At 70.8% G+C, this 23649-nt stretch carries 23 protein-coding genes and 1 riboswitch; of the genes, 8 read left to right on the top strand and 15 right to left on the bottom strand.

Annotation, left to right across the window (positions count from 1 at the left end):
- Positions 1-35 precede the first annotated feature (35 nt).
- Together ABZX61_RS52455 and ABZX61_RS52450 are read left to right on the top strand one after the other, a co-directional pair.
- On the top strand, positions 36-635 hold the full coding sequence (locus ABZX61_RS52455; RefSeq protein ID WP_350730145.1) for a DUF6286 domain-containing protein: 600 nt from the start codon (positions 36-38) through the stop codon (positions 633-635).
- Between the two features lie 46 nt (positions 636-681).
- The gene (locus ABZX61_RS52450) at positions 682-1230 is read left to right on the top strand and encodes a hypothetical protein (protein ID WP_355207234.1); all 549 of its coding nucleotides are present in this window, start codon (positions 682-684) and stop codon (positions 1228-1230) included.
- A 22-nt stretch (positions 1231-1252) separates the two neighbouring features.
- On the opposite strand, the gene ABZX61_RS52445 is transcribed toward ABZX61_RS52450, so the two are convergent.
- Genes ABZX61_RS52445 through gcvT form a run of 3 tightly spaced genes read right to left on the bottom strand, consistent with a single transcriptional unit; the run spans position 1253 to position 4156 of the window.
- Positions 1253-2629 carry an L-serine ammonia-lyase gene (locus ABZX61_RS52445; RefSeq protein ID WP_355207232.1) on the bottom strand — a complete coding sequence of 459 codons (1377 nt, stop codon included), beginning with the start codon at positions 2627-2629 and terminating at the stop codon, positions 1253-1255.
- A gap of 55 nt (positions 2630-2684) precedes the next feature.
- Positions 2685-3074, bottom strand: coding sequence for a glycine cleavage system protein GcvH (gcvH, locus tag ABZX61_RS52440; RefSeq protein ID WP_350730150.1), 390 nt, complete (start codon positions 3072-3074; stop codon positions 2685-2687).
- Positions 3071-4156, bottom strand: coding sequence for a glycine cleavage system aminomethyltransferase GcvT (gene gcvT / locus ABZX61_RS52435; RefSeq protein WP_355207230.1), 1086 nt, complete (start codon positions 4154-4156; stop codon positions 3071-3073). The genes gcvH and gcvT overlap by 4 nt, the downstream gene beginning before the upstream one ends.
- A 132-nt stretch (positions 4157-4288) precedes the next feature.
- A riboswitch (glycine riboswitch) is annotated at positions 4289-4386 on the bottom strand.
- Positions 4387-4480: 94 nt separating this feature from the next.
- On the opposite strand from gcvT, the gene ABZX61_RS52430 reads away from it, so the two are divergent.
- Positions 4481-5311, top strand: a complete 831-nt coding sequence (locus ABZX61_RS52430; RefSeq protein ID WP_355207227.1) for a hypothetical protein — start codon at positions 4481-4483, stop codon at positions 5309-5311.
- 14 nt (positions 5312-5325) lie between these two features.
- On the opposite strand, the gene ABZX61_RS52425 is transcribed toward ABZX61_RS52430, so the two are convergent.
- The 4 genes from ABZX61_RS52425 to ABZX61_RS52410 are packed head-to-tail and all read right to left on the bottom strand — an operon-like array spanning position 5326 to position 9540.
- Positions 5326-6015: a gamma-glutamyl-gamma-aminobutyrate hydrolase family protein gene (locus ABZX61_RS52425; protein WP_355207225.1), complete on the bottom strand. Its 690-nt coding sequence runs from the start codon at positions 6013-6015 to the stop codon at positions 5326-5328.
- A gap of 34 nt (positions 6016-6049) precedes the next feature.
- Complete coding sequence (locus tag ABZX61_RS52420) at positions 6050-6814, bottom strand: 3-oxoacyl-ACP reductase (protein WP_355207222.1); 765 nt, start codon at positions 6812-6814, stop codon at positions 6050-6052.
- A 2-nt stretch (positions 6815-6816) separates the two neighbouring features.
- Positions 6817-8160, bottom strand: coding sequence for an aldehyde dehydrogenase family protein (locus ABZX61_RS52415; protein WP_355207219.1), 1344 nt, complete (start codon positions 8158-8160; stop codon positions 6817-6819).
- 9 nt (positions 8161-8169) lie between these two features.
- Positions 8170-9540 (bottom strand): glutamine synthetase family protein, encoded by a 1371-nt coding sequence (locus tag ABZX61_RS52410; RefSeq protein ID WP_350730160.1) that lies wholly within the window; start codon positions 9538-9540, stop codon positions 8170-8172.
- Between the two features lie 124 nt (positions 9541-9664).
- Here ABZX61_RS52410 and ABZX61_RS52405 point away from each other — a divergent pair, with 124 nt between their 5' ends.
- Together ABZX61_RS52405 and ABZX61_RS52400 are read left to right on the top strand one after the other, a co-directional pair.
- Positions 9665-10369 (top strand): FCD domain-containing protein, encoded by a 705-nt coding sequence (locus ABZX61_RS52405; protein WP_355207216.1) that lies wholly within the window; start codon positions 9665-9667, stop codon positions 10367-10369.
- A 46-nt stretch (positions 10370-10415) separates the two neighbouring features.
- Positions 10416-11171, top strand: coding sequence for a hypothetical protein (locus ABZX61_RS52400; RefSeq protein ID WP_355207214.1), 756 nt, complete (start codon positions 10416-10418; stop codon positions 11169-11171).
- 21 nt (positions 11172-11192) lie between these two features.
- Here ABZX61_RS52400 and ABZX61_RS52395 read toward each other — a convergent pair whose 3' ends face one another.
- The 5 genes from ABZX61_RS52395 to ABZX61_RS52375 form a co-directional block, all read right to left on the bottom strand.
- Complete coding sequence (locus ABZX61_RS52395; protein ID WP_355207211.1) at positions 11193-11993, bottom strand: SGNH/GDSL hydrolase family protein; 801 nt, start codon at positions 11991-11993, stop codon at positions 11193-11195.
- Positions 11990-12565, bottom strand: a complete 576-nt coding sequence (locus tag ABZX61_RS52390; protein WP_355207208.1) for a PadR family transcriptional regulator — start codon at positions 12563-12565, stop codon at positions 11990-11992. The genes ABZX61_RS52395 and ABZX61_RS52390 overlap by 4 nt, the downstream gene beginning before the upstream one ends.
- Positions 12566-12624: 59 nt before the next feature.
- Positions 12625-14112, bottom strand: a complete 1488-nt coding sequence (locus ABZX61_RS52385) for a High-affinity nickel-transporter (protein ID WP_355207205.1) — start codon at positions 14110-14112, stop codon at positions 12625-12627.
- Positions 14109-15308: a tetratricopeptide repeat protein gene (locus ABZX61_RS52380; protein WP_355207202.1), complete on the bottom strand. Its 1200-nt coding sequence runs from the start codon at positions 15306-15308 to the stop codon at positions 14109-14111. Before ABZX61_RS52380 ends, ABZX61_RS52385 begins: the two co-directional genes overlap by 4 nt.
- A gap of 154 nt (positions 15309-15462) precedes the next feature.
- Entirely contained in the window at positions 15463-16839 is a 1377-nt protein-coding gene (locus ABZX61_RS52375) for a DUF4331 domain-containing protein (protein WP_355207199.1), read from the bottom strand.
- Between the two features lie 229 nt (positions 16840-17068).
- Here ABZX61_RS52375 and ABZX61_RS52370 point away from each other — a divergent pair, with 229 nt between their 5' ends.
- The 3 genes from ABZX61_RS52370 (at position 17069) to ABZX61_RS52360 (ending at position 21398) form a co-directional block, all read left to right on the top strand.
- Positions 17069-18775 (top strand): ABC transporter ATP-binding protein, encoded by a 1707-nt coding sequence (locus ABZX61_RS52370; RefSeq protein ID WP_350730173.1) that lies wholly within the window; start codon positions 17069-17071, stop codon positions 18773-18775.
- A gap of 53 nt (positions 18776-18828) precedes the next feature.
- Positions 18829-20478 carry a urocanate hydratase gene (gene hutU / locus ABZX61_RS52365; RefSeq protein ID WP_355207196.1) on the top strand — a complete coding sequence of 550 codons (1650 nt, stop codon included), beginning with the start codon at positions 18829-18831 and terminating at the stop codon, positions 20476-20478.
- 83 nt (positions 20479-20561) lie between these two features.
- Positions 20562-21398: a MurR/RpiR family transcriptional regulator gene (locus tag ABZX61_RS52360; protein ID WP_355207193.1), complete on the top strand. Its 837-nt coding sequence runs from the start codon at positions 20562-20564 to the stop codon at positions 21396-21398.
- On the opposite strand, the gene ABZX61_RS52355 is transcribed toward ABZX61_RS52360, so the two are convergent.
- From ABZX61_RS52355 to ABZX61_RS52345, 3 genes are read right to left on the bottom strand one after another with little or no spacing between them, the layout of a single operon-like run.
- Positions 21378-22127 (bottom strand): ABC transporter permease, encoded by a 750-nt coding sequence (locus tag ABZX61_RS52355; protein ID WP_355207191.1) that lies wholly within the window; start codon positions 22125-22127, stop codon positions 21378-21380. The two genes, ABZX61_RS52360 and ABZX61_RS52355, sit on opposite strands and share 21 nt — an antisense overlap.
- A complete protein-coding gene (locus ABZX61_RS52350; RefSeq protein ID WP_355207188.1) occupies positions 22124-23077 on the bottom strand; it encodes an ATP-binding cassette domain-containing protein in 954 nt (317 codons plus the stop codon). Before ABZX61_RS52350 ends, ABZX61_RS52355 begins: the two co-directional genes overlap by 4 nt.
- Positions 23078-23093: 16 nt before the next feature.
- Entirely contained in the window at positions 23094-23627 is a 534-nt protein-coding gene (locus ABZX61_RS52345; RefSeq protein WP_355207185.1) for a PadR family transcriptional regulator, read from the bottom strand.
- Between the last annotated feature and the right edge of the window lie 22 nt (positions 23628-23649).

Genomic DNA, 23649 nt, shown 5'->3' with positions numbered 1-23649 from the left:
CGGCCCCGGGGGATCCGTGTACGTGTGTCGTTGTGATGACCACGCTTCAGCAGACAGTCCCCGGCGCCGCCGTCCCCGCGCGGCACACCGGGCTGCGCCGGGCGAGCAGGGCGCTCAGGCCGGCGCGAACCCTCCCTGGAGCCCTCGTCGCGCTCACGCTGGCCGCCGGGCTGGGGGCGACGGCGGCCGAGATCGTGTCAGGGCTGCTCGGCCACCGGCTCGGCTGGGTCCCCGTGAACAGACTGGTCGAGCTCGCAAGCAGGACCACCTGGCCCGAGCTGGCCACCGCCGCCGCGGGCATGGTGGGCGCGGGCACCTTCATGCTGCTGCTGGCGATCGTGCCCGGCCAGTCGAGGCTGGTGCCGGTGGAGACGTCCGACCCGCGGACCGTCATCGGCATCACCCGCTCGGGCCTGCGCCGCACGCTCCGCGCGGCCGCCCAGCAGGTGCCGGGGGTGGACCGGGCCCGGGTACGGCTGCGCAGGAGCACCATCGAGGTCACGGTCATGACGGGGACGGAGAGCTCCGGCACGATGCTCAGGCAGGTCGGCACGGCGGTGGGCGACCGGCTGGCGGGCGTGGGCACGCTGGGCACGGGCGAGGTCGTGGTCCGGCTGCGCAGAAAGGGGGCCTGATGCCCGAACGCACCGAGAGGCCCCGGCCACGCGGAGAGGCGGCCTGATGCCCGAACGCACCGACGCGCAACGGACACCCCCGCGCGGCAAGGGGACCGCGATGCGGCAGTACGCGGGCAACCGCGTCGGCCTGGCCATCGTGGGCGGCACCCTGCTGGGCCTGGGCGTGTACGCCTGGCTCCGCGGCCACGGCCGCTTCTTCGACCTGCCCGCCACCGCCAAGGTCCTCCCGAACCAGGTCCGCCGGGTGCTGGCCGACGAGCCCTGGCCCCTGTGGGTGCTGGCCCTGAGCTTCCTGCTCCTGTCGCTGGTCTCGCTCCGCTGGCTCCTGCTCAGCCTCGGCTGGGGCCGCCGCGGCGCCCGCAACGGCACGGGCACCGCGATGCTCTTCGTCGGGCTGAAGGGCGTGGAAGGGCTGGGCCGGTCGGCGGTGCGGGTCACCGAGAACGGCCTGCGCGTCACCCTGACGTGCCCGTCCACCGCGGACGTGGGCGCGGTGGTGAGCAAGCTGGACCACGACATCGTCGGCAGGATCCGCCGCGAGGTCCGCGACGACGAGGCGAGCACCGTCGTCCGCCTGCACGTCCGCCGTTGACCCGGCGGCCATCAGGGTGAGGTCAGCACTCGATCACGTTGACGGCCAGGCCGCCGCGTGAGGTCTCCTTGTACTTGTCCAGCATGTCCCGCCCGGTGTCCCGCATCGTCTTGATGGCACGATCCAGCGGCACGAAGTGGCGGCCGTCGCCGCGCAGGGCGATCCGGGCGGCCGTGATGGCCTTGTTGGAGGCAACCGCGTTCCGCTCGATGCACGGGATCTGGACCAGGCCGCCGATCGGGTCGCAGGTCAGGCCCAGGTTGTGCTCGATGCCGATCTCGGCCGCGTTCTCGACCTGCTCGGGCGTGCCGCCGAGGGCCTCAGTGAGGCCGGCCGAGGCCATCGAGCAGGCGGAGCCGACCTCGCCCTGGCAGCCCACCTCGGCGCCCGAGATCGAGGCGTTCTCCTTGAACAGCACGCCGATCGCGCCCGCCGTCAGCAGGAAGCGGACCACGCCCTCCTCATCCGCGTGCGGGACGAAGCGGGTGTAGTACGTCAGGACGGCCGGGATGATGCCGGCGGCGCCGTTGGTGGGGGCGGTGACGATGCGGCCCCCGGCGGCGTTCTCCTCGTTGACCGCCAGTGCGAACAGCGCGACCCAGTCCATGGCCTGCAGCGGGTCCTTCTCCGCCGGCTCCGACTGCAGGCGGCGGTGGAGCTGGTTGGCGCGGCGCTTGACCTTGAGACCGCCGGGCAGGACGCCCTCCTTGGAGATGCCCCGGCGCACGCACTCCGACATGACCGCCCAGAGCCGCAGCAGGCCCGAGCGGATCTCCTCCTCGGTGCGGCCGAACGCCTTCTCGTTCTCCAGCATCAGCGCCGAGATCGACAGACCCGTGTTGGAGCAGTGCTTGAGCAGCTCCTCGCCCGTGGTGAAGGGGTAGGGCAGGACGGTGTCGTCCGGCTTGATGCGGTCGGCGCCCGTGGCCTTCTCGTCGACGACGAAGCCGCCGCCCACCGAGAAATAGACCTTCTCCTTCAGCTGCCCGCCGTCGGCGTCGTACGCGGTGAAGCGCATGCCGTTCGGGTGCTCGGGCAGCGAGATCTTGCGCTCGAAGACGAGGTGCTCGCCCACGACGAAGCGGATCTCGTGCGTCCCGTACAGCTTGACCGTGCCCGACTCGCGCATCTCGGCCAGGCGGCCGTCGATGGAGTCGACGTCGACGAGCTCGGGCTTCTCGCCGGACAGGCCGAGCAGGACCGCCTTGTCGCTGCCGTGGCCCTTGCCGGTCAGGCCGAGCGAGCCGTACAGGATGGCCTCGACCCGCGTGACCCGGGAGAGCAGGCCGTCGTCGTGCAGCCCGCGGGCGAACTTGTGCGCGGCCGCCATCGGGCCTCCCGTGTGGGAGCTCGACGGGCCGATGCCGATCTTGAAGAGGTCGAAGACGCTGATCGCCATTGATGGCGCCTCTCATGCTGGGGCCGGGGCCCGTCGCAGGGCCCCGGCAAAAAGGTCAGGAATCGCCTGAGGTGAGTGCCTTGTACTCCTCGGCGGAGAGCACGTCCTCGGCGTCGCCCTCGACGCGCACCCGGAACATCCAACCGTCACCGTACGGGTCACTGTTGACCAGGCTCGGGTCGTCGACCACGGCCTGGTTCACCTCGACGATCTCACCCCCGACGGGGGTGTAGATCTCGTTCACCGACTTGGTCGACTCCACCTCGCCGACGGATTCGCCCGGCTCGACGCTCGAGCCGACGTCGGGGAGCTGCACAAAGACGACGTCACCAAGAGATTCGGCGGCGAAGGCCGTGACGCCGATGGTCACGGTGAGGCCGTCGTCGAGGCCGGCCACCCACTCGTGCTCCTTGGTGTAGCTCAGGTCGTCAGGGATGTTGCTCACTTGTTCCTCCTGTAGAAGGGCAGCTCTACCAGGTCCATAGGTTCATGGCTGCCCCGGATGTCCACGGCCAGGCCTGACTCGGCCTCGGTGTCCACGTAGGCCATCGCGATGGGCCTGCCCATGCTCTGGGAGGGCGCACCGCTGGTGACCTCGCCGACGACGGCGCCGTCTTTGGTGACCGGGTAGCCGTGGCGCGGCACCCGGCGTCCCCGCGCGACCAGGCCGACGAGCCGGCGCCGGGGCGGGTCGTCCTTGATCGCCTCGAGCGCCGACCGGCCGACGAAGTCGCCCGGCTTGTCGAATTTCACCACCCTGCCCAGCCCCGCGTCGAACGGGGTCAGCTCGACGCCCAGTTCGTTGCCGTAGAGCGGCATGCCGGCCTCGAGCCTGAGGGTGTCGCGGCTGGACAGGCCGGCGGGCTTGAGGCCGTGCGGCTCGCCCGCCGCCATGAGCGCGTGCCAGAGCGGCGCCGCGTCCTGGTTGGCGACGAACAGCTCGAACCCGTCCTCGCCGGTGTAGCCGGTGCGGGCGATCAGCGCCTGCCGCCCGTCGACCAGGTCGGGCAGGCCCGCGTAGTACTTGAGCCCGTCGAGGTCGGCGTCGGTGAGCGTGGCGAGGATCTCCTGGGACCGGGGCCCCTGTACGGCGATCAGCGCGTACTGGTCCGACCGGTCCTCGACCAGCACGTCATACGCCTTCGACCGCTCAATCAGCTCTTTTGCTACTTTTTCGTAGTTCGAGGCGTTTGCCACGACCATGAACTCGTCGTCGTCGAGCCGGTAGACGATGAGGTCGTCGAGCACCCCGCCCCGCTCGTTGACGATCATCGTGTATCTGGCCCGCCCGGTCGCCAGCGCCGACAAATGGCCGACCAGCGCGTAGTCGAGCGCCTGCCCGGCCTGCGGCCCGGTCAGGAAGATTTCGCCCATGTGGGAGAGGTCGAACAGCCCGGCCGCCTGGCGAACGGCGTTGTGCTCCGCGGACTCGCTCCCGTACCGGAGCGGCATGAGCCACCCGGCGAAGTCGGTGAGCGTGGCGCCGAGGCTCTCGTGAACGTCTCGTAGCGGTGTTGGTCGTGACATTTGTCGCACCTCTGGACAGGATTGGATGCCAGCATCCTCCCCCTCTGTCATCGATGCCTGAGAGCTTCGCCCGAGTTTTGCCGGACTTTCACCTTCGGCGAGGCCCCGCGGGCCTGCTTTCCAGAGGTCACCAAAGGCCGTGCGGTCCTTTGCCTTGAGAGGTTTGCGGGGAGGGCTTGCTCCTTCAGGGGCCCTGACCGGCTGTCAGGGCGCTCTCCCGCACGGTTTCGCCGGTGATGTCCGTCAGCCTAGTGCCGCGATGGGGTTGTTGTCGCGTTCTGAGGACTCATGAACCACTCCGGGGGTCGCCGACGTCGAAGGGGTATGAATCGGCGAACGGCGGCCCTCGGCCTGCTGACCACCCTGGCCCTGGCGGGCTGCGGCGCGTCGGAGGCGGCGGCCCCACCCCGGTACGAGGCCAGCCTGACGGTGCTCGAAGGCGGCGGTCACGGGCCGCAGCTGTGCATGATGATCATGGAGTCGCTGCCCCCGCAGTGCGGCGGTCCGGACGTCGTCGGCTGGGACTGGAACAAGGTGGATCACCAGTCGCAGGGCGGCGTGAAGTGGGGCGACTACCGCGTCGTAGGCACCTGGGACGGCGCCCGGCTGACGCTCACCGAGCCGCCCGGCCCGTCCGCGAAGGCGGCCCCCGCTCGTCAGGTGGACTTCACCAGCCCGTGCCCGGCGCCGGAGGGCGGCTGGCGGCCCGTCGATCCCGCCAAGGCCACGCAGCAGGCGATGGAACAGGCGATGTCGCGGGCCGGCGCGGTCGAGGAGTTCGCGGGCGCCTGGATCGACCAGAGCTACATGGAGGGCAAGCCCGCGGAGTCACCCGAGGCCAACGACCCGCTGCGGCTGGTGCTCAACCTGAAGTTCACCGGCGACCTGTCCGGTCGTGAGGCGTGGATCCGCGAGGTGTGGGGCGGCGCGCTGTGCGTCAGCGGCGCGGCGCGCAGCGAGAGCGAGCTGCGGGAGATCCAGCGGGAGGTCGAGGCCGAGCTGGGCGGCGGTCTCGTCTCGGCCTCGACCAACGTGCTGCGCAACCAGGTGGACGTGCTGGTCTGGGTGGCCACCGACGAGCAGCGCCGCGGCATCGAGGCCAAGCACGGCGCCGGAGCCGTGGCGCTGGACGGCGTGCTCAAGCCGGTGGCGTGAGGCGCTCCGGCTGATCAGCAGGCCTCGACGAGTGCCTCGAAGAGGGCGCCGTCCTCGGCCGCCTCGGGGTGCCACTGCACGGCCACGGCGAAGGGGGCCGAGTTCAGCTCGACCGCCTCGATCGTGCCGTCGCCGGCGGTGGCGGTGACCGTGAGGCCGGGCGCGAGCCGGTCGATGGCCTGGTGGTGGTAGTGGGGGACGGTCACGGGCTCCGTGCCCAGCGCCTTGGCCAGGCGGCTGCCGGGGACGGGCGTGACGGGCAGCGGGCCGAACCGGCCGGGGGCGGGGGAGTGGCCGGTGTGCCCCACGACGTCGGGGAGGTGCTGGTGGAGGCTGCCTCCGAGGGCGACGTTGAGCACCTGGAGGCCGCGGCAGATGCCGAGGTACGGCAGGCCGGCGTCGAGGGCCGCCGTGATCAGCCCAAACTCCGCCTGATCCCGAAATTTGCGGATATAGCCGGTTTGATCCCCAGGCTCCTGCCCGTACCGGGCCGGGTCGACGTCCCCGCCACCGGCCAGGATCAGGCCGTCCAGGCGGCCGACGACCTGCGCGGGCTCGCCGGCCGGCGGCAGCACGATCGGCTGCCCGCCGGCGCGTACGACCTGCTCCACGTACATGTACGGCAGAAGCGCCACGGTCATGTCCCAGACCGTGAACTTCGCCGGCTCCACGTACGACGTGATGCCGATGACGGGACGCTGCACGATATGACCCCCGAGAAACCAGACCGGACCAGAGCTAGAGCGGCGTGACGTAGGCGCCGGAGATGCCCCCGTCCACCAGGAACTCACTACCCGTGATGAACGACGCGTCGTCGCTGGCCAGGAACGCCACCGCCGCCGCGATCTCCGAGGCCTCGGCGAAGCGCCCGACGGGGATGTGCACCAGCCGCCGCTGCGCCCGCTCCGGGTCCTTGGCGAACAGCTCCTGCAGCAGCGGCGTGTTCACCGGTCCGGGGCACAGCGCGTTCACCCTGATGCCCTCCCGGGCGAACTGCACGCCCAGCTCGCGCGACATCGCCAGCACGCCGCCCTTGGACGCCGTGTACGAGATCTGCGAGGTCGCCGACCCCATGACGGCCACGAACGACGCGGTGTTGATGATCGAGCCCTTGCCCTGCCGTTGCATGTACGGGATGGCGTGCTTGCAGCAGAGGTAGACGCTGGTCAGGTTCACCTCCTGGACCCGGCGCCAGGCGTCGATGCCGGTCTCCAGGATCGAGTCGTCGTCGGGCGGCGAGATGCCGGCGTTGTTGAAGGCGATGTCCACGCTGCCGTAGGTGTCGAAGGCGGTCCGGAACATCCTGACGACGTCGTCCTCGTCGGTGACGTCGGCCTTGACGAAGAGGCCGCCGACCTCGTTCGCGGCCTTGACGCCGGCCTCCTCGTCGACGTCCACGCAGACCACCTTGGCGCCCTCCTCGGCGAACCTGCGTGCCGTGGCCAGCCCGATGCCGCTGCCCGCGCCGGTGATGACGGCCACCCGATCCTGCAAACGCTGCACTTTCACTCCCAGGAGATGAAGACGTTCTTGGTCTCGGTGAACGCCGCCAGGGCGTCGGGGCCGAGCTCCCTGCCGAGACCGGACTGCTTGAAGCCGCCGAAGGGGGTCCAGTAGCGGACCGACGAGTGCGAGTTGACCGAGAGCGCGCCCGACTCGACGGCCCTGGCCACGCGTAGCGCCCGCCCGACGTCGCGGGTCCAGATGGAGCCGCTCAGGCCGTACGGGGTGTCGTTCGCGATGCGTACGGCCTCCGCCTCGTCCTCGAAGCGCGCCACGGACATGACAGGACCGAAGATCTCCTCGGTGAAGGCCGGGTCGGTGAGCTCCGGCGTCAGCACGGTCGGCGGGAACCAGAAGCCCCTGCCCTCGGGGCAGGATCCCTGCAGGTAGGGGGTGCCCTGGACGAAGCCGCGCACCCGGTCGAGGTGTTCGGCGCTGATCAGCGGGCCCATGTCGGTGCCCTCGTCGAGCGGGTCGCCGACCGTGACGCCCCGCACGGCCGCCGTCAGGCGCTCCATGAACTCGTCGTACACCTCGGCCTGGACGAGGAGGCGGGAGCGGGCGCAGCAGTCCTGGCCCGAGTTGTCGAAGACCGCGTACGGCGCGGTCCTCGCGGCCCTGTCGAGGTCCGCGTCGGCGAAGACGATGTTGGCGGACTTGCCGCCCAGCTCCAGCGTGACCCGCTTGACCTGCCGCGCCGCCTTGGCGGCGATCTCCTTGCCCACCTCGGTCGAGCCGGTGAACACGATCTTCGCCACGCCGGGATGCTCGACGAGCCGGGCCCCCGCGACCTCCCCTGCCCCAGGCAGCACCTGGAGCACCCCCTCGGGGAGGCCCGCGGCGAGGGCCAGCTCCGCCAGCCTCAGCGCGGTCAGCGGGGTCCATTCGGCCGGCTTGACGATCACCGTGTTGCCGGCCGCGAGCGCCGGGGCCACGCCCCAGGTCATGATCACCATGGGGAAGTTCCACGGCACGATGACGCCGACGACGCCCAGCGGCTCCTGGAACGTGATGTCCACGCCGCCCGGCACCGGGATCTGCTTGCCGTGGTTGCGCTCGGGGGCGCTGGCGTAGAAGTGCAGCACGTCGCGGACGTTGCCGGCCTCCCACCGGGCGTTCCCGATCGGGTGGCCGGAGTTGGCCAGCTCCAGCCGCGCCAGCTCCTCGCCGTGCTCGTCCACCAGGTCGGCGAACCTGCGCAGCAGCCGCGCCCGGTCCCCTGGCGACACCTCGCGCCAGGTCGCGTACGCGGCCCTGGCACGCTCCACCGCCCGGTCCACCTCGGCGGCGTCGGCCAGCTCGACGTCGGCGAGGACGTCCTCCGTCGCCGGATTAACGATCTTCATGTGCTTCTTTCACATCCGCTCGAAACCACGGAACAGCTCCCAATCCGTCACCGCCGCGTCGAACGCGGCCAGCTCCACGCGCGCGTTGTTCGCGTAGTGCTCGACCACGTCCTCGCCGAACGTCTCGCGGGCCAGTTTCGACCCCTCGAACAGCGCCAGCGCGTCCCGCAGCGTGTGGGGCACGCTCTCGGCGCCGGAGTCGTAGGCGTTGCCCTCGAACGCGCTCTCCAGCGGCAGCTCGTTGTCGATGCCGTGCAGCCCGGCCGCGATCAGCGCGGAGACCGCGAGGTAGGGGTTGACGTCGCCGCCCGGCACCCGGTTCTCCACGCGCAGCGACGGGCCGTGGCCGACGAGCCGGAGCGAGCAGGTGCGGTTGTCCACGCCCCACTTGACGGCCGTGGGCGCGAAGCTGCCGGGGACGTAGCGCTTGTAGGAGTTGATATTGGGGGCGTACAGGAGGGTGAGCTCGCGCAGGCAGGCGAGCTGCCCGGCGATGAAGCGGGCGCCGAGCGGGGAGAGCCCGTACGGCCCGTCGCCCGCCATCACCGGATCTCCGTCGCCGCCGCGCAGCGAGATGTGGATGTGGCAGGAGTTGCCCTCGCGCTGGTTGGGCTTGGCCATGAAGGTGATCGACCTGCCCTCCTGGGCGGCGATCTCCTTCGCGCCGTTCTTGTAGATGACGTGGTGGTCGCAGGTCCTGAGCGCCTCGTCGTAGCGGAAGGCGATCTCGTGCTGGCCCAGGTTGCACTCGCCCTTGGCGGACTCGACGTACAGGCCGGCGCCTTCCATGTTCTGGCGGATCCGCCGCAGCAGCGGCTCGATGCGGGCGGTGCCGAGCAGCGAATAGTCCACGTTGTAGAGGTTGGACGGTGACATGTCCCGGTAGCCGCGCTTCCAGGCGTCCTCGTAGCTGTCCTCGTAGACGATGAACTCCAGCTCGGTGCCCACGTACGCGGCCAGCCCCCGCTCGGCGAGGCGGGCGAGCTGCCTGCGCAGGATCTGCCGGGGCGAGGCGGTCACGTCGCCGCCGCCCTCCCAGGCGAGGTCGGCCATCAGCATCGCGGTCCCCTCGTGCCACGGCACCCTGCGCAGCGTCGCGAGGTCCGGCTTCATCACGAAGTCGCCGTAGCCCCGCTCCCAGGACGACATCGCGTAGCCGCCGACGGTGTTCATGTCCACGTCGACGGCGAGCAGGTAGTTGCACCCCTCGGAGCCGTGGTGCAGCACCTCTTCGAGGAAATAGCGGGCGGACAGCCGCTTGCCCTGCAGCCTGCCCTGCATGTCGGCGATCGCGAGGAGCACGGTGTCGATGCGCCCGAGCGCCACCTCGTCGCGCAGTTCGCTGACGGAAAGGAACCCGGTGCTCGATCGCTCGCTCACGCTATCCCCGCTCCGATCTGGTCAGAGGCGCTTTCCCGTTGATTGGGCTAGTCTTAGACCATTGATGTGTACGCGGGATCCGTTGTCAAGACCTGAGGACACGTTGGACGAGTCGGCGCGTTTGATGACGGTGTTGCGCCCGGTGCGGGCCGGCAACGCCTTCGAGGAGACGGTGGAACGGCTGCTCCAGGCCATCAAGCTCGGTGTGGTCCCGCCCGGCGACAAGCTCCCGCCGGAGCGCGAGCTGGCCGTGCGGCTCGGCATCAGCCGGGTCACCCTGCGCGAGGCGATCCGCGCGCTGTCGGACGCGGGCTACCTCGACGTGCGGAGGGGCCGCTACGGGGGAGCCTTCGTCACGTACGTTCCCCCCAAACCGGACGCGGGCGAGCTGCGGCAGGTCGTGGCGGAGATGGGCAGCGACGACCTGTCGGACGCCCTCACGTTCCGCCTGGCGGTGGAGTGCGGGGCGGCCCAGGTGCTGGCCGCGTCCCGCCTCGCGGAGGACAGGCGGGAGGCGCTGCTCCGCCGGCTGTCGGAGCTGAACGAGGCCCCGATCGAGGACTACCGCCGCCTCGACACGGCCTTCCACCTGTCCATCGCCGAGCTGACCGGCTCCACCCTGCTCGCCACGGCGTGCGCGGACGCCCGCTCGCGGGTGAGCGACCTGCTGAACGCGATCCCCATGCTCCAGGTCAACCTCGATCATGCCGCAAGCCAGCACCAGGCGATCGTGGACGCCATCCTGGCCGGAGACCCGGACGGGGCCCGCCGGGCGGTCACCGAGCACCTGGAGGGCACAGCAGCCCTTTTGCGGGCCTTCCTCGCTTGACGGTCTAGAAGGTGCAGGGGCCCTCGTACCATCTCTTTCTAGAGTCATGGAGAACTGGTTCGAGCACAACATCGTCGCTACAGGACGGCTGCCGCTGTTCTGTTATTTCGTCACGCTCATCGTGGCGTTCATCGCCACGCGCATCAACGTCCGCCTGATCAGGGCGAAGGTCGGCTGGTTCCGCAACCTGAACGTGGGCGAGATGCACATCCACCACATCGTGTTCGGCGTCGTGCTGATGCTGGTCGGCGGGGTCAGCGGGCTCATCGTGTCCTCCGCCTCGCAGGTCGGCTACGCCGTCGCGGCCTCCATCTTCGGCATCGGGTCGGCGCTCGTGCTGGACGAGTTCGCGCTGATCCTGCACCTGCACGACGTGTACTGGGAGGAGGAGGGGCGCACCTCGGTGGACGCGGTCTTCATCGCGATCGCCGTCACCGGCCTGCTCCTCATCGGCCTGCGCCCCCTGACCTGGGACTACGGCACCCTGGTCAACCCCGGCGCGCTCATCGTGGCCAACCTGGCGCTCGCCGTCGTCACCCTGCTCAAGGGCAAGATCTGGACGGGGATGGCCGGCCTGTTCGTGCCGCCGATGCTGGTGGTGGGCGCGCTACGGCTGGCCCGCCCCGGCTCCCCGTGGGCCCGCTGGTTCTTCGCCCAGCGCTCGCCGCGCAAGATGGCCAAGGCCATCCACCGGGAGGAACGGTGGCGGCGGCCGGCGATCAGGGCCAAGATCGCCTTCCAGGAGTTCCTCTCAGGGCGTCACGATCTCCCTTCCACGCGGCGCGGCCGTCGGCACACCTGAGCCGGATGGCGGGGACATCGGCTACGACGACCCGGACGTGCCGGACATCGGCTGACCTCCGGCGATCACCGGGGTGAGCAGCGGGCGTTTGGCGGTGCGGCCGTCGCCGGAGGACCGGCCGCGCAGGCGGCGGCCGATCCACGGGCCGGCGAAGGTGGCCAGCCAGCGCAGCTCCGTCGACGCCGCGCGCCAGGCGCCCGGGGCGGGCAACGGCGTCAGGGGCGCCATCCACGTCTCGTCGCTGCCGGGCAGGCCCAGGGCGTGGGCGACGGCGGCGGCGAAGCGGGTGTGCCCGGCCGGGCTCGCGTGCAGCCGGTCGGCGCTCCACATCCGGGCGTCCGTGAAGTCGACCGCGAACGTGTCCAGCAGCGTGACCCCCGGGCGGGCGGCGGCGGCACGTACACGGGCGTTGAACTCGATCAGCCTGGGCCGGAGCGGGCGGGCCATCGGCGCGATCCTGGCGATGTCGGGGAAGGTCATGGTGACCACGTGCACGCCCTCGGCGGTCAGCCGGACGATCATGTCCTCCACGATGCCCGCCACTATGGCGGCGTCGAAGCCGGGGCGGATGATGTCGTTCATGCCCGCCATGACCGTGACCAGGTCGGGGCGCAGCGCCAGGGCGGCGGGCAGCTGCTCGGCCTGGATCTCGGCCGCCTGGCGGCCGCGGACCGCGAGGTTGGCGTAGAGCAGGTCCGGGTCGGCGGCGGCCAGGTGCTCGGCGAGGCGGTCGGCCCAGCCGCGGTGGCCGGTGACGTCGTCGCCGTCCCCGAGGCCCTCGGTCTGGCTGTCGCCGATGGCGACATAACGCACGTAGGTCATGGCGTCGTCCTCTCCGCGTGAGCCGCGCGTTCGGTCAGGGTCCGGGCGGTCTCCAGGCACCAGTCGCGCATCTCGCGCTCCAGGCGGCAGCCGGCCAGGCAGGACAGGTAGGGGCCGACGTTCGCGCCCCGGCGCAGGAACGTCTCCTCGTCCAGGTCACCGCGTATGCGCAGGAGGGTCTGCTCGAAGAAGGCGAGCCTGACCGCGGCCTCCTCGGCCCGCTCCCGGAGCTGCTCGATCACGGGCCCGGGATCGACGTGATCCACGGCGTGCACCTTGACGGCGAGGTCGTCGCGGATGAGCAGGGGCTTGGGCGGGGTCGCGGCGAAGGCCGCCAGCTCGGCGGCCCCGGCCTCGGTGACCGTGAACACCCGCTTGTTGGGCCGGCCCGTCTGGACGACCTCCCGCCCCGCGATCAGCCCGTGGGCCTCCAGCTTGGTCAGCTCCGCGTAGAGCTGCTGAGGGGCGGCGTACCAGAAGTTGGAGACGCCGACGTCGAAGATCTTGGTGAGCTGGTAGCCGCTGTACTCGCCGCCGAGCAGGGCCGCCAGCACGGCATGCCTCAAAGCCATGAGTAGTCATGTCCATGAGTAGTCATGGACATGACTATAAAGGCGTAGATGTACGGACGCTAGAGGGTGGCCACCGAGCGGAGGGCCAGGCCCGCGCCGAGCAGCACCACCATCGCGGCCGTGCCCACCGGGGCCAGGCCCGAGAGCCTGGCGGCCAGGCGGCGGCCCGCCGAGGCGCGCTGTTCCAGGCGGTCCACCAGCTTGACCAGCAGGAGGCCGGTGGCGGTGAGGGTGGCGGCCATGCCGATGCCGTACGCGGTCACCAGCGCCACGCCGAACCAGGTGCGGCCGAGCGCGATGGCGCCGAGGAGCACGACGAGGGCCGACGGGCTGGGGACGAGCCCGCCCGCGATGCCGAGCCCCACCAGCCCTGCCCGTTTCGTCGCCTCCTCGCCGTCGTGTCCATGCCCGTGTCCATGCCCGTGTCCATGCCCATGCCCGTGACCATGCCCGTGGGCGTGGGCGTGGGCGTGGGCGTGGCCGTGTGGGGAGGTGCCGCGGCGGGCGTTCAGGAGGAGGCGGAAGCCGATGACGGCGATCAGCGCGCCGCTGGCCACCCCCAGCCACGCCAGCACGGACTCGCCCGCCAGCGCCGTGAACGCGCTCAGCAGCAGCCCCACCACCAGCACCCCGACCGTGTGCGTGGCCGTCACCGTCGCGCCCACCACGAGCGCGTCGCGCGGGCGTCCCCGCCGTCCGGCCAGGTACGCGGCCATGATGGTCTTGCCGTGCCCGGGGATCAGCGCGTGCCCGGCGCCCAGCACCACGGCCAGCCCGACCGCCAGCAGCCCGAGCGGGAGCGTCAGCGAGTCGGAGCCGATCAGCCCGGCGAACGTCCGGTCCAGGGCGGCCAGCGCGTCCCCGATCGGCCCGCCGATGCCGATCCCGCCGGACACGGTGCGACCGGGAGCGCCGGAGCCGCCCTGGCCGGGCAGGCCCGCGCCGGGCGCGGCGGTCATCGTCGCGGTGCGCTGGTCGAGCGGATTCGCCAGCAGATCCTCGGGGTACGCGTGCAGCTCCTTGCTCACGCTCACCGACGGCACCGACGAGCGGACCAGGCGCACCCCGTCGCCCACCGCCGTGATCTCCCGCCAGCCGATCCTGTCCTGCTCGAACCCGTCGGCGAACTCCACGGCCCCCGAGGCGCGGACTCCGGCCACGAGCCGGCAGGTCAGCCGGCTGGTCTGGAGGCCCCCTTGGCCGGGGGCGTAGGCGAAGGCGGAGCCGGCCACCCGCCACGGCACCGTCCGGCCCGCCACCGTGAGCCGCTGGGCGGCGGCCAGCGCGCCGCAGCGGCGGGTCGCGTACGAGGCGTCCACCTGCGGCTTGGCCTGCAGCGTGGGCAGTTCGGCCGCATCCACGACGGCGAGGTTGCGCACGTCGGAGGGCGAGATCCGCAGCCCGTTGTAGTGGTTGACGGTGAAGTTGCCCAGCGGGTGCATCGCCACGGGCGCGGCCTTGGCCGCGGCGACCAGGACGACGCTCAGGCCCAGCGACAGCACCAGGCCCATCGCGACGGACAGCAGGCCGAGCCAGATGACTCTCATGAGAACCTCGCCAGTGCGGACAGTGTCGGGTCGAAGCCGGGGTCCACCTTGACGGACCGGCCCAGCGCCTGCTCGATCTTGGCGCGGTGGTACTTCAGCAGCGGGTTCTGCCAGCCGGTCGCCGTGGCCTTCTTGGCGTACGGCAGCGCCTCGGCCGGCTTGCCCGCCTTGAACAGGGCCCAGGCGAGGGCGTCGGCGGCGACGAGGTTCGGGTTGCGCGCGTACTCGGCCCTGGCGTGCTCGACCGCCAGCGCCGGGTCCCCGTGGTCGGCCTCGAACTCGGCCCAGGTCAGGTCGTCACGCACGCCCGCGGCCTGGAACAGCTTGCGCTGCGCCTTCAGCAGGGTCCAGTCGGCGGGCCGGCCCGCCTTGATCTGGGTCTCGCCCTGCTCGATCAGGTATTGGGGGAGCGGGAGGCGTTCGACGACGCTCTGGTAAAGGCCGAGCGCCTCGGTCAGCCGGCCGCTCAGCGCGGCGGTCCTGGCCTGGCCCGCGAGCGCCGGGGTGTAGCCGGGGTAGGCCTGCAGGGCCTTGGCGTACCAGCCGGCCGCCGTGGCCAGGTCGCCGGAGTGGAGGGCCAGCTCGCCGAGGTAGTAGCGGGCGTAGGCGAGGTCGGCCGGCTGCCACGCGTCGTTCTGCGCCATTTCGAGGTACTTGCGAGCTCCGGCCCTGTCGCCGCGCAGCTCGGCCGCGTACGAGGCGCGGGCGAAGGCCGCCACTCCGGGGCGCAGGCCCAGCATCTCGTCCACGGCCCGCCGCGCCCCGCGCAGGTCCCCGAGCTGGGTCCGCGCGTCGGCCAGCACGCCGTAGGCCGGGGCGCCGTACGGGTTGACGTCGATCGCGCGCTCGGCCAGCCGCACCGCCTCGGCGAAGTCGTGGCGTCCGGCGGCCAGCGCCGCCTGGCCGGTGAGCACCGCGTCGTCCTCGGCCCTCAGCTTGGCGGCCGTGGTGATCGCGCCCTCCGCCTTCGTGTAGTACGACGGGTCGCCGGTGATCCTGGCCTGGTCGACGTACTGGGAGGCGAGCTGGGCCCAGCCGCGGTAGTCGCCCGGCAGGCGCTTGAGCCGATCCTGCAGCGTCTCGGTGAACGGCTTGTCCGCCACCGGCCCCGGCGCGGGCGCCGCCGAGAACGAGAGGGTCGTGAAGGTCATGGCCCCGATGAGGGCAAGCCCGGCGAATATCACGAAGGCACGCATGTCCAAGGCTCCAGGGTGCTGGGGAGTTGGCCGGCCGGCCGTGACGGGGAGCACGGCCGGCCGGCCTCATGTCGGCGGCAGACGGTGGGAGAAGGGTGGTCTGCCGCCGGGGGCTGACCGGCCCGCTTGGAGAGGGAGCAGGCCGGTCGGGGAGTCAGCGCTGGTTCACCGCGACATTGCTGGGCAGCGGGATGTAGGGGAACGACTGGAGGATCGGCTTGTCGTTCCTGTCCACCTTGTCCGTCAGCCCGGGCACGAGCTTGCCGGTCACCGCGGCGCCGGCCACGGCCTGCAGCTCGATGTCCACGACGTCGTCGATGAGACGGCGGCCGTTCGGGAACCCCTGGAGGTCACCGGCCAGCACGCCGAGGCGGTTCGGGTCCTTCGCGGGCGGGATCGCCATGTTCAGCCGCAGCATCTCGGAGGGGCGCAGCTTGCCCGCGTCCTTGTTGAGCACCTGCGAGTTCAGGTCGGCCTTGATTGGGCCGTTCTGCTTGGCGATGCCGGTCAGGAAGATCTCGACCAGGTCGTTGCGCGGGGTCGCGGGGGCCTTGATGCCGTAGATGGCCTCCAGCAGCCTGGCCACCTCGGGGTCGATGACCCGCTTGACCAGCGGCGCCACATCGGCGTCCTTCTCCGGGGGCAGGGCGTTGAAGGCGTCCTTGAGCCCGGCGGGCGAGACGACCTCGTTCACCAGCGGGTTGCACAGGCGCGAGACCTGCACGTACCTGCTGCCGTTGAACTTGTCGGTGGTCGAGCAGACGCCGATCACCGGGTTGCGCTTGACGTCGCCCTTGAGCGCCAGCTCGGAGGAGGGCACCTGGAGGGCCACGCTGTTCACGTTGTAGCCCCGGGTGGTGTCCTGGCCGACCTCGGACAGGTTGCCGCCGTAGAGCAGGTCGAACACGCGCAGGTCCAGGAAGAACGCCTCGTCCGCCTGGCCGGCGAACGACTTGCCGCCGCCGGGCAGGCTCTTGATGGACTGGGCGCGCAGGGTGCCGTAGTCGGGCATCGAGGCCGGGCCGACGTTGCTCGGTGCGACGATGCCGTCGCCGACCAGCGTCCGGGTGCCGCTGGGAGTGATCTTCCTGAGCGTGTAGCGCTGGCGGAAGAGCAGGTTCGGGTCGTCGAGCGAGGTGACGGGGCCATTGTTGTACAGGAACGTGGTGTTGCCGCGCTTGTCCTCGTTGCGGAACGTCCACTCGTACGTGATGTCGGGCCTGGCGTCGCCGTCGTTGTCGATCTTTATGTTGTAGCGGGACTTGGTGGCGAACGGGTAGAAGTTCGGGCCGCCGTGGGGCTCCTCGAACGGGATCCAGTTGGCCAGCAGGGTCACCGTGTCGGCCTTGTCAGGGCTCACGAACGCGTACACGTCCGTGTTGTCGTGCTGGGGGTCGCCCGCGATCATGGGAGCCTCGCGGTGCGAGGAAGCGATGCCGGAGTCGGTGCGGAGCACGGCCAACGACGACGCGGCGACAGCTGCGGCGAGGCCAAGTCCGACTAGAGCGCGCCGGTTGATCCGGAGCTCCATTTTCGGTCCTTTCGGAAGGGCTGATCGTTTACTGCGAGGTTCCGGCCGGGTTCCTCGACGCCCTATTCGTCCGCCGGACGCTTCCGGATGTCGTCTCCTCCTCAAGAATGAGGGTCAACGAAAGTTGACATACTTAAGTCGTCAATCTAGGTTGACCCTGTCGAAGCGGTGCGGATCGCGCGGTCCCGTTCGTTAGAGCAAGTCGAGACATGTCGTGGAAGGAGATGTGGTGGTCAAGGAGTTGCTCTCCCACGTCCGCCCGCACCGGAAGATCCTGATCCTGGGCGGATTACTGGGCTTGATCGGCTCGGCGGCGGGTCTCGCCATGCCGTTGCTGGCCAAATACGTCGTGGACGCGTTCGGCGAGACCGGCTCGATGGCCGGGCCGTTGCTGGGGCTGACCGCGGCGGTGCTGATCGGCGCGGTCGTGTCGGCCGCCGGAAGCTATCTGATGGAGCGCACGGGCGAGGGCATCGTGCTCGGCGCCCGGCGCAAGCTCGTCGACCGGATGCTGCGGCTCAAGGTCGCCGACGTGGACCGGCTCAAGCCCGGCGACCTGCTGTCGCGGGTGACGGGTGACACGACCTTGCTGCGGGCCGTGCTGACCAACGGGATCGTCGAGTCCGTCAGCGCCACGTTCATGCTGGTCGGGGCGATCATCATGATGGCGACCATGGACGGCGTGCTGCTGCTGGTCACGCTGCTCGTGGTGGTGGTGATCGGCGGGCTCGTCGCGCTGATCATGCCGAGGATCCAGCGGGCGCAGACCCATGCCCAGGAGGCCGTGGGCGAGATGGGGGCCGTGCTGGACCGGGCGCTGCAGGCGTACCGGACCGTCAAGGCCAGCGGCGCGGAGGAGCGGGAGATCGCGGTGGTGGGCGACGCGGCGGTGCGCGCCCGCGACCGGGGGCTGCAGGTCGCCGGGTGGACGTCGCTCGCGGGAGTGGCGACGTGGATGGCGGTGCAGATCGCGTTCCTCGCGGTGCTGGCCGTCGGCGGGGCCCGGGTCGCGTCGGGGACGCTGGAGGTGTCGTCGCTGATCGCGTTCCTGCTGTACCTGTTCTACCTGGTGCCGCCGATCGGGCAGCTCGTCCAGGGCGGCGTCCAGCTCCAGCAGGGGCTGGCCGCGATGAAGCGGATCAAGGAGATCGAGGACCTGCCCGCGGAGCCGGTCGCCGCCGCCGTCGCGGGGACCTCCGAGCCGGTCGGGGTGACGTTCCGGGACGTGGTCTTCAAGTACGGCGACGACCGGCCGACCGTGCACGACGGGGTCACCTTCGAGGTGCCGCCCGGCGGGCTGACCGCGCTGGTGGGGCCGTCGGGCGCGGGCAAGTCGACGGTGTTCGCGCTGATCGAGCGCTTCTACGACCATCAGAAGGGGCTCATCGCCATCGGTGGGCGCGACATCCGCGACTGGCCGCTGGGCGAGCTGCGGGCCGCCCTCGGGTACGTCGAGCAGGACGCCCCCGTGCTGGCCGGCACCCTCCGGGAGAACCTGCTCTTCGCCGCCCAGGACGCCACCGAGGACGAGCTGCGCCGGGCCGTCGCCCGCACCAGGCTCGACGACCTGGTGGACAGGCTGCCCGAAGGGCTGGAGACGCCGGTCGGGCACCGCGGCGTGCTGCTGTCGGGCGGCGAGCGCCAGCGCGTCGCCATCGCCAGGGCGCTGCTGCGCAAGCCCCGGCTGCTGCTGCTCGACGAGGCCACCTCCCAGCTCGACGCGGTCAACGAGCTGCGGCTGCGCGAGGTCATCGCCGAGGTGGCCACGGAGACGACCGTGCTGGTGATCGCCCACCGGCTGTCCACCGTGACGAACGCGGACCGGATCGTGGTCATGGAAGGGGGTGGCGTACGGGCGATCGGGACGCACGACTCGCTGGTCGGGGAGGACGAGCTCTACCGGGAGCTGGCGGCCACCCAGTTCCTCGTCAGCTAATCCATGTACTCTGCGGGTGACATATGTGAATGTTTTCATTCAGGAGGGTCACGATGAGCCGCAGCGTGCGCGCGCCGCGAGGCACGACGATCACCGCCAAGGGGTGGCCGCAGGAGGCGGCGCTCCGCATGCTCCAGAACAACCTGGACCCGGAGGTCGCCGAGCACCCCGAGCAGCTGGTCGTCTACGGCGGCTCGGGCAAGGCCGCGCGTGACTGGGCGTCGTTCGACGCGATGGTCAGGACGCTGACGACGCTCGAGGGCGACGAGACCCTCCTGGTCCAGTCGGGGCGCCCGGTGGGCGTGTTCCGCACCCACGAGTGGGCGCCCCGGGTGCTCATCGCCAACTCCAACCTCGTGCCCGACTGGGCCAACTGGGAGGAGTTCCGGCGGCTGGAGGCGGCCGGGCTCACCATGTACGGGCAGATGACCGCCGGGTCGTGGATCTACATCGGCACGCAGGGCATCCTGCAGGGGACGTACGAGACGTTCGCGGCCGTGGCCGCCAAGCGCTTCAGTGGGTCGCTCGCCGGGACGATCACGCTGACGGCCGGGCTCGGCGGGATGGGCGGAGCCCAGCCCTTGGCCGTCACCATGAACGGCGGGGTGGCGATCTGCCTCGACTGCGACCCGCGCTCGGTCACCCGGCGGATCGAGCACCGTTACCTCGACGTGGAGGCGTCGTCGCTGGACGAGGCGCTGCGGCTGGCGTACGCGGCGCGCGACGAGCGCCGTCCCCTGTCCATCGGGGTCGTCGCGAACGCCGCGGAGGCCGTGCCCGACCTGCTCGCCCGCGGGGCCGAGATCGACATCGTCACCGACCAGACCTCGGCGCACGACCCCCTGATGTACCTGCCTCTGGGGGTCGCCTTCGAGGACATGGCCTCGGAGCGGGACAAGGACCCGGCCGGCTTCACCGAGCGGGCCCGGACCTCGATGGCGCGGCACGTGGAGGCGATGGTCGGGTTCAAGGACGCCGGGGCGGAGGTGTTCGACTACGGCAACTCCATCAGGGGCGAGGCGCAGCTGGCCGGCTACGGGCGGGCCTTCGACTTCCCGGGGTTCGTGCCCGCGTACATCAGGCCGCTGTTCTGCGAGGGCAAGGGCCCGTTCCGGTGGGCCGCCCTGAGCGGGGACCCCGCCGACATCGCCGCGACCGACCGGGCCATCCTGGAGCTCTTCCCGGAGAACGAGGGACTCGCCCGGTGGATCAGGAAGGCCGGGGAGAAGGTCCACTTCCAGGGGCTGCCCGCGCGGATCTGCTGGCTCGGGTACGGCGAGCGGAACGTCGCGGGGGAGCGCTTCAACGACATGGTGGCCTCGGGCGAGCTGCAGGCGCCCATCGTGATCGGGCGCGACCACCTCGACAGCGGCTCCGTGGCCTCGCCGTATCGCGAGACGGAGGCCATGGCGGACGGGTCGGACGCGATCGCTGACTGGCCCCTGCTGAACGCCATGCTCAACACGGCCTCGGGGGCCGCCTGGGTGTCCATCCACCACGGGGGCGGGGTCGGGATCGGCCGGTCCATCCACGCCGGCCAGGTGACGGTGGCCGACGGGACCGCGCTGGCGGGGGAGAAGCTCAACCGTGTGCTGACCAACGACCCTGGGACGGGGGTCATGCGGCACGTGGACGCGGGCTATGAGGAGGCCGCCGACGTGGCCGCCGCCCGCGGCGTCCGCATCCCGATGCGCGAATCCTGACCCACCGCGCTTCCGCCACCCATCTGGTGGGGGTCGTGAGGGTGGTGGGATGAGAATGCGGGGTGGGAAGCGTTGGAGGTGGCGTGGCGGACGGATATCACGGTGGGCTGAGCGTGCTGCTGGATGGCCGGAGGCTGTCGCCCGTGCAGCGGAGGATCGCGCACTACCTCACCGAGCATCTCGATGAGGCGATCTTCCTGTCCAGCGTGGAGCTGGCCGAGCGGGCCGGGGTGAGCCAGCCGTCCGTGACCCGGTTCGCGATGGTGCTGGGATTCGCCGGGTACCCCGAGCTGCGGCAGGCGCTGCGCCCGCTCGTGCTGGGCGGCGCGACGGTGGCGGAGCCGCAGGAGAGCCTGCTGCGCGGGGCCATCGACTGCGAGATCCGCAACCTCGCGATCGTCAGGGAGCGGCTGCCGGCCTTCCCCCTCAAGGAGCTCGGCGAGCAGCTGGCCGCCACCGAGCCGCTGCCCGTCGTGGGGCTGCGGGTCTCCTGCGGGCTGGCCACCACCTTCGCCTACTACGCCCGCCGCATCCACCCCGACGTGCGGCTGCTCACGCACGGCGGGTCGGAGCTGGTCGACGGGCTGCACGCGGCCCGCAGGGCGGGCGCGGAGTGGGTGGTGGCCGTGGTCCTGCCGAGGTATCCGGCGGAGGCCGTGCAGGCGCTGGAGTACGCGGAGAAGATGGGGCTGCGGGTGGCGGCCATAACGGATAAGTCGGATTTTCCGGCGGAGGTCGTGCTGGACGCCCCCGTCGGCGACCGGCTCGTGTTCGACTCGCACGCGGCGCCGCTCGCCCTGGCCATGGCCCTGGTCGAGGCCATGGCCGACGCGGCGCCGCTACGCACCCAGGCCAGGCTCGAGGAGTACGAGCGGATGACCGACGAGACCGGTACGTTCCTACCCGGCGATCCTGCGTAGCGAGCGCATCGACCAGATCGTGGTGAGCAGCGCCAGCACGATGAACACCGCGAACGCGATCGGGATCGACGGGTCCGACAACCGCCCGGCGAACAGCGCCCGCCCTGCCTCGACCGCGTGGTAGAGCGGGTTGATCGGGGCGAGCGTCTGCATCCAGCCGGGCGCGTACGAGATCGGGATGAACAGCCCGGCCAGCAGCATGATCGGCAGCATGAAGAGGTTGAGCGTCTGCGACATGCCGTTCTCGTCGCGTACGGTCAGCGCCAGCCCCTGGGACAGCCCCGAGGCGAACAGCCCGGTGGCGGCCATGAGCAGCAGCACCAGCAGCAGCTCGACGGCCCCGATGCGCACGCCCATCGCGATGGCCACGACGAGCACGAGGATCGCCTGGCACACCAGCACGACCATGTCCTTGGCCACCCGCCCGAGCACGATGGCCGGCCGCCAGGCGGGGCTGACGGCGTACCGTTCGAGCGAGCCGTTGCGCAGGTCGGCGATCAGCCCGAACCCCGAGAACAGCGCCCCGAAGACCGCGATCATCATCATCGACGCCGGCGTGAACATCCGCAGCGCGTCCACCGTCGAGCCGCCCGGCGTCAGCGACTTCAGCAGCGGCGCGAACATGAGCAGGTACAGCACCGGCTGCATGATGCCGAACAGCGGCCAGATCGGGTTGCTGAACGACTTCTTCAGCTCGTAGCCGGTGAACAGGACGGTGTGGCGGATCATGAGGCGGCTCCGGTGTCGCGGAGGGAACGGCCGGTCTTGGCCAGGAAGACGTCGTCGAGCGTGGAGCGGTCGAGCGCGATCGAGCTCAGCCCCAGCCCCTGCTCCTCAAGGGCCCGCAGCAGCGCGGGCAGCGTGTGCTCGCCGTCGTCGACGTAGACGCGCAGCAGGTCCTCGTCGACGCGGGTCTCGCGGGCGTACGGCTTGAGCGTGTCCGCGGCCCGCTCCGGGTCGTCCACCCTGAGCGTGATCACGTCACCGGAGACCTCCCGCTTGAGCTCCCCGGGGGTGCCCTCGGCCACGACCAGGCCGTGGTCGACGATCATGAGGCGGTCGCACAGCGCGTCGGCCTCGTCGAGGTAGTGGGTGCTGAGCAGCACGCTCGTTCCGGCCTCGCGCAGCTGCCTGATGCGGTCCCAGAGGTTGGCGCGGTTCTGCGGGTCGAGGCCGGTGGTGGGCTCGTCGAGGAAGAGCAGCGGCGGGTTGTGCACCAGCCCGATCGCGATGGCCACGCGCCGCTTCTGCCCGCCCGACAGGGTACGGCCGGGGCGGTCGGCCATCTCGGTCAGGTCGAAGCGCTCCAGCACCTCCGCGGTGGCCTGCTTCGGGTCGGCCATGGCGTGGATCTTGGCGGCCATCATGATCTGGGCCCTGGCGCTCGTGGTGTCCTCGACGCCGCCGGCCTGGCTGACGTACCCGAGCTTGCGCCGGACGGCGCTCGGCTCCTTGAGCAGGTCGTGGCCCGCGACGGTGGCCGTGCCCGCGTCGGGGGCGATCAGCGTGGAGAGCATCCTGATCGTGGTGGTCTTGCCGGCCCCGTTGGGTCCGAGCACGCCGAAGATCTCGCCTTGCGCGACCTCGAGGTCCACCCCGCGGACGGCCTCGACGGTCTGCGTGCCCTTCCTGCTCCTGGTGGTGAACGTCTTTCGCAGGCCCTGCGCCTGAATGATCATTGGGGGGTTCAGCTCCTTAGGGCAATTCGTCGGCCTCAACCCGTTCGATGGCCTTCTCGACCCAGTCGAGCTGGGCCTGGACCATGGCTCTGTTGAGGAGGAGGTTCTCGTCGATGTGCTGGGGAGCGCCGTAGCGCTGCTTGGCGCCGACGGCATGTCCAAGGATCTCGATGCTCATTCTGAGCTGCTGCATCCTCGCATACAGCGCCTGCAGAATCTCCTGTTTTTCCAGCCGATCCATGAACGTCAGCGCCACCTGGAACGGGTCGACGATGGGCTTGATCTCGTGCCAGGCGGTCAGCAACATCCGGTGGAACTCTTCGCGGCCGTGCTCGGTCAGCTCGTAGCCGACCTTGCCGCCCTTGCCCGCCTCGACGACGGCCAGGAGTCCTTCGTCGGCCATCTTGCTCAGCCCGTGGTAGATCGACCCGAAGGCGACGTTCGCCCATTGGTCGGCGCCCATCACCTCCAGCCGCCTCCGGACCCCGTAGCCGTTCATGGGGCCGTCGAGCAGAGCGCCGAGGATGAGGATGCGCGTCGAAGCAGACATGAGTACAAGTTTGTATTCAAAT

Source organism: Nonomuraea sp. NPDC003709, from assembly GCF_040610775.1.
In the GTDB taxonomy this organism is placed as follows: domain Bacteria; phylum Actinomycetota; class Actinomycetes; order Streptosporangiales; family Streptosporangiaceae; genus Nonomuraea; species Nonomuraea angiospora_A.
The sequence above is the reverse complement of the archived record's forward strand: the minus strand, read 5'-3'. Positions and strand labels throughout refer to the sequence as shown.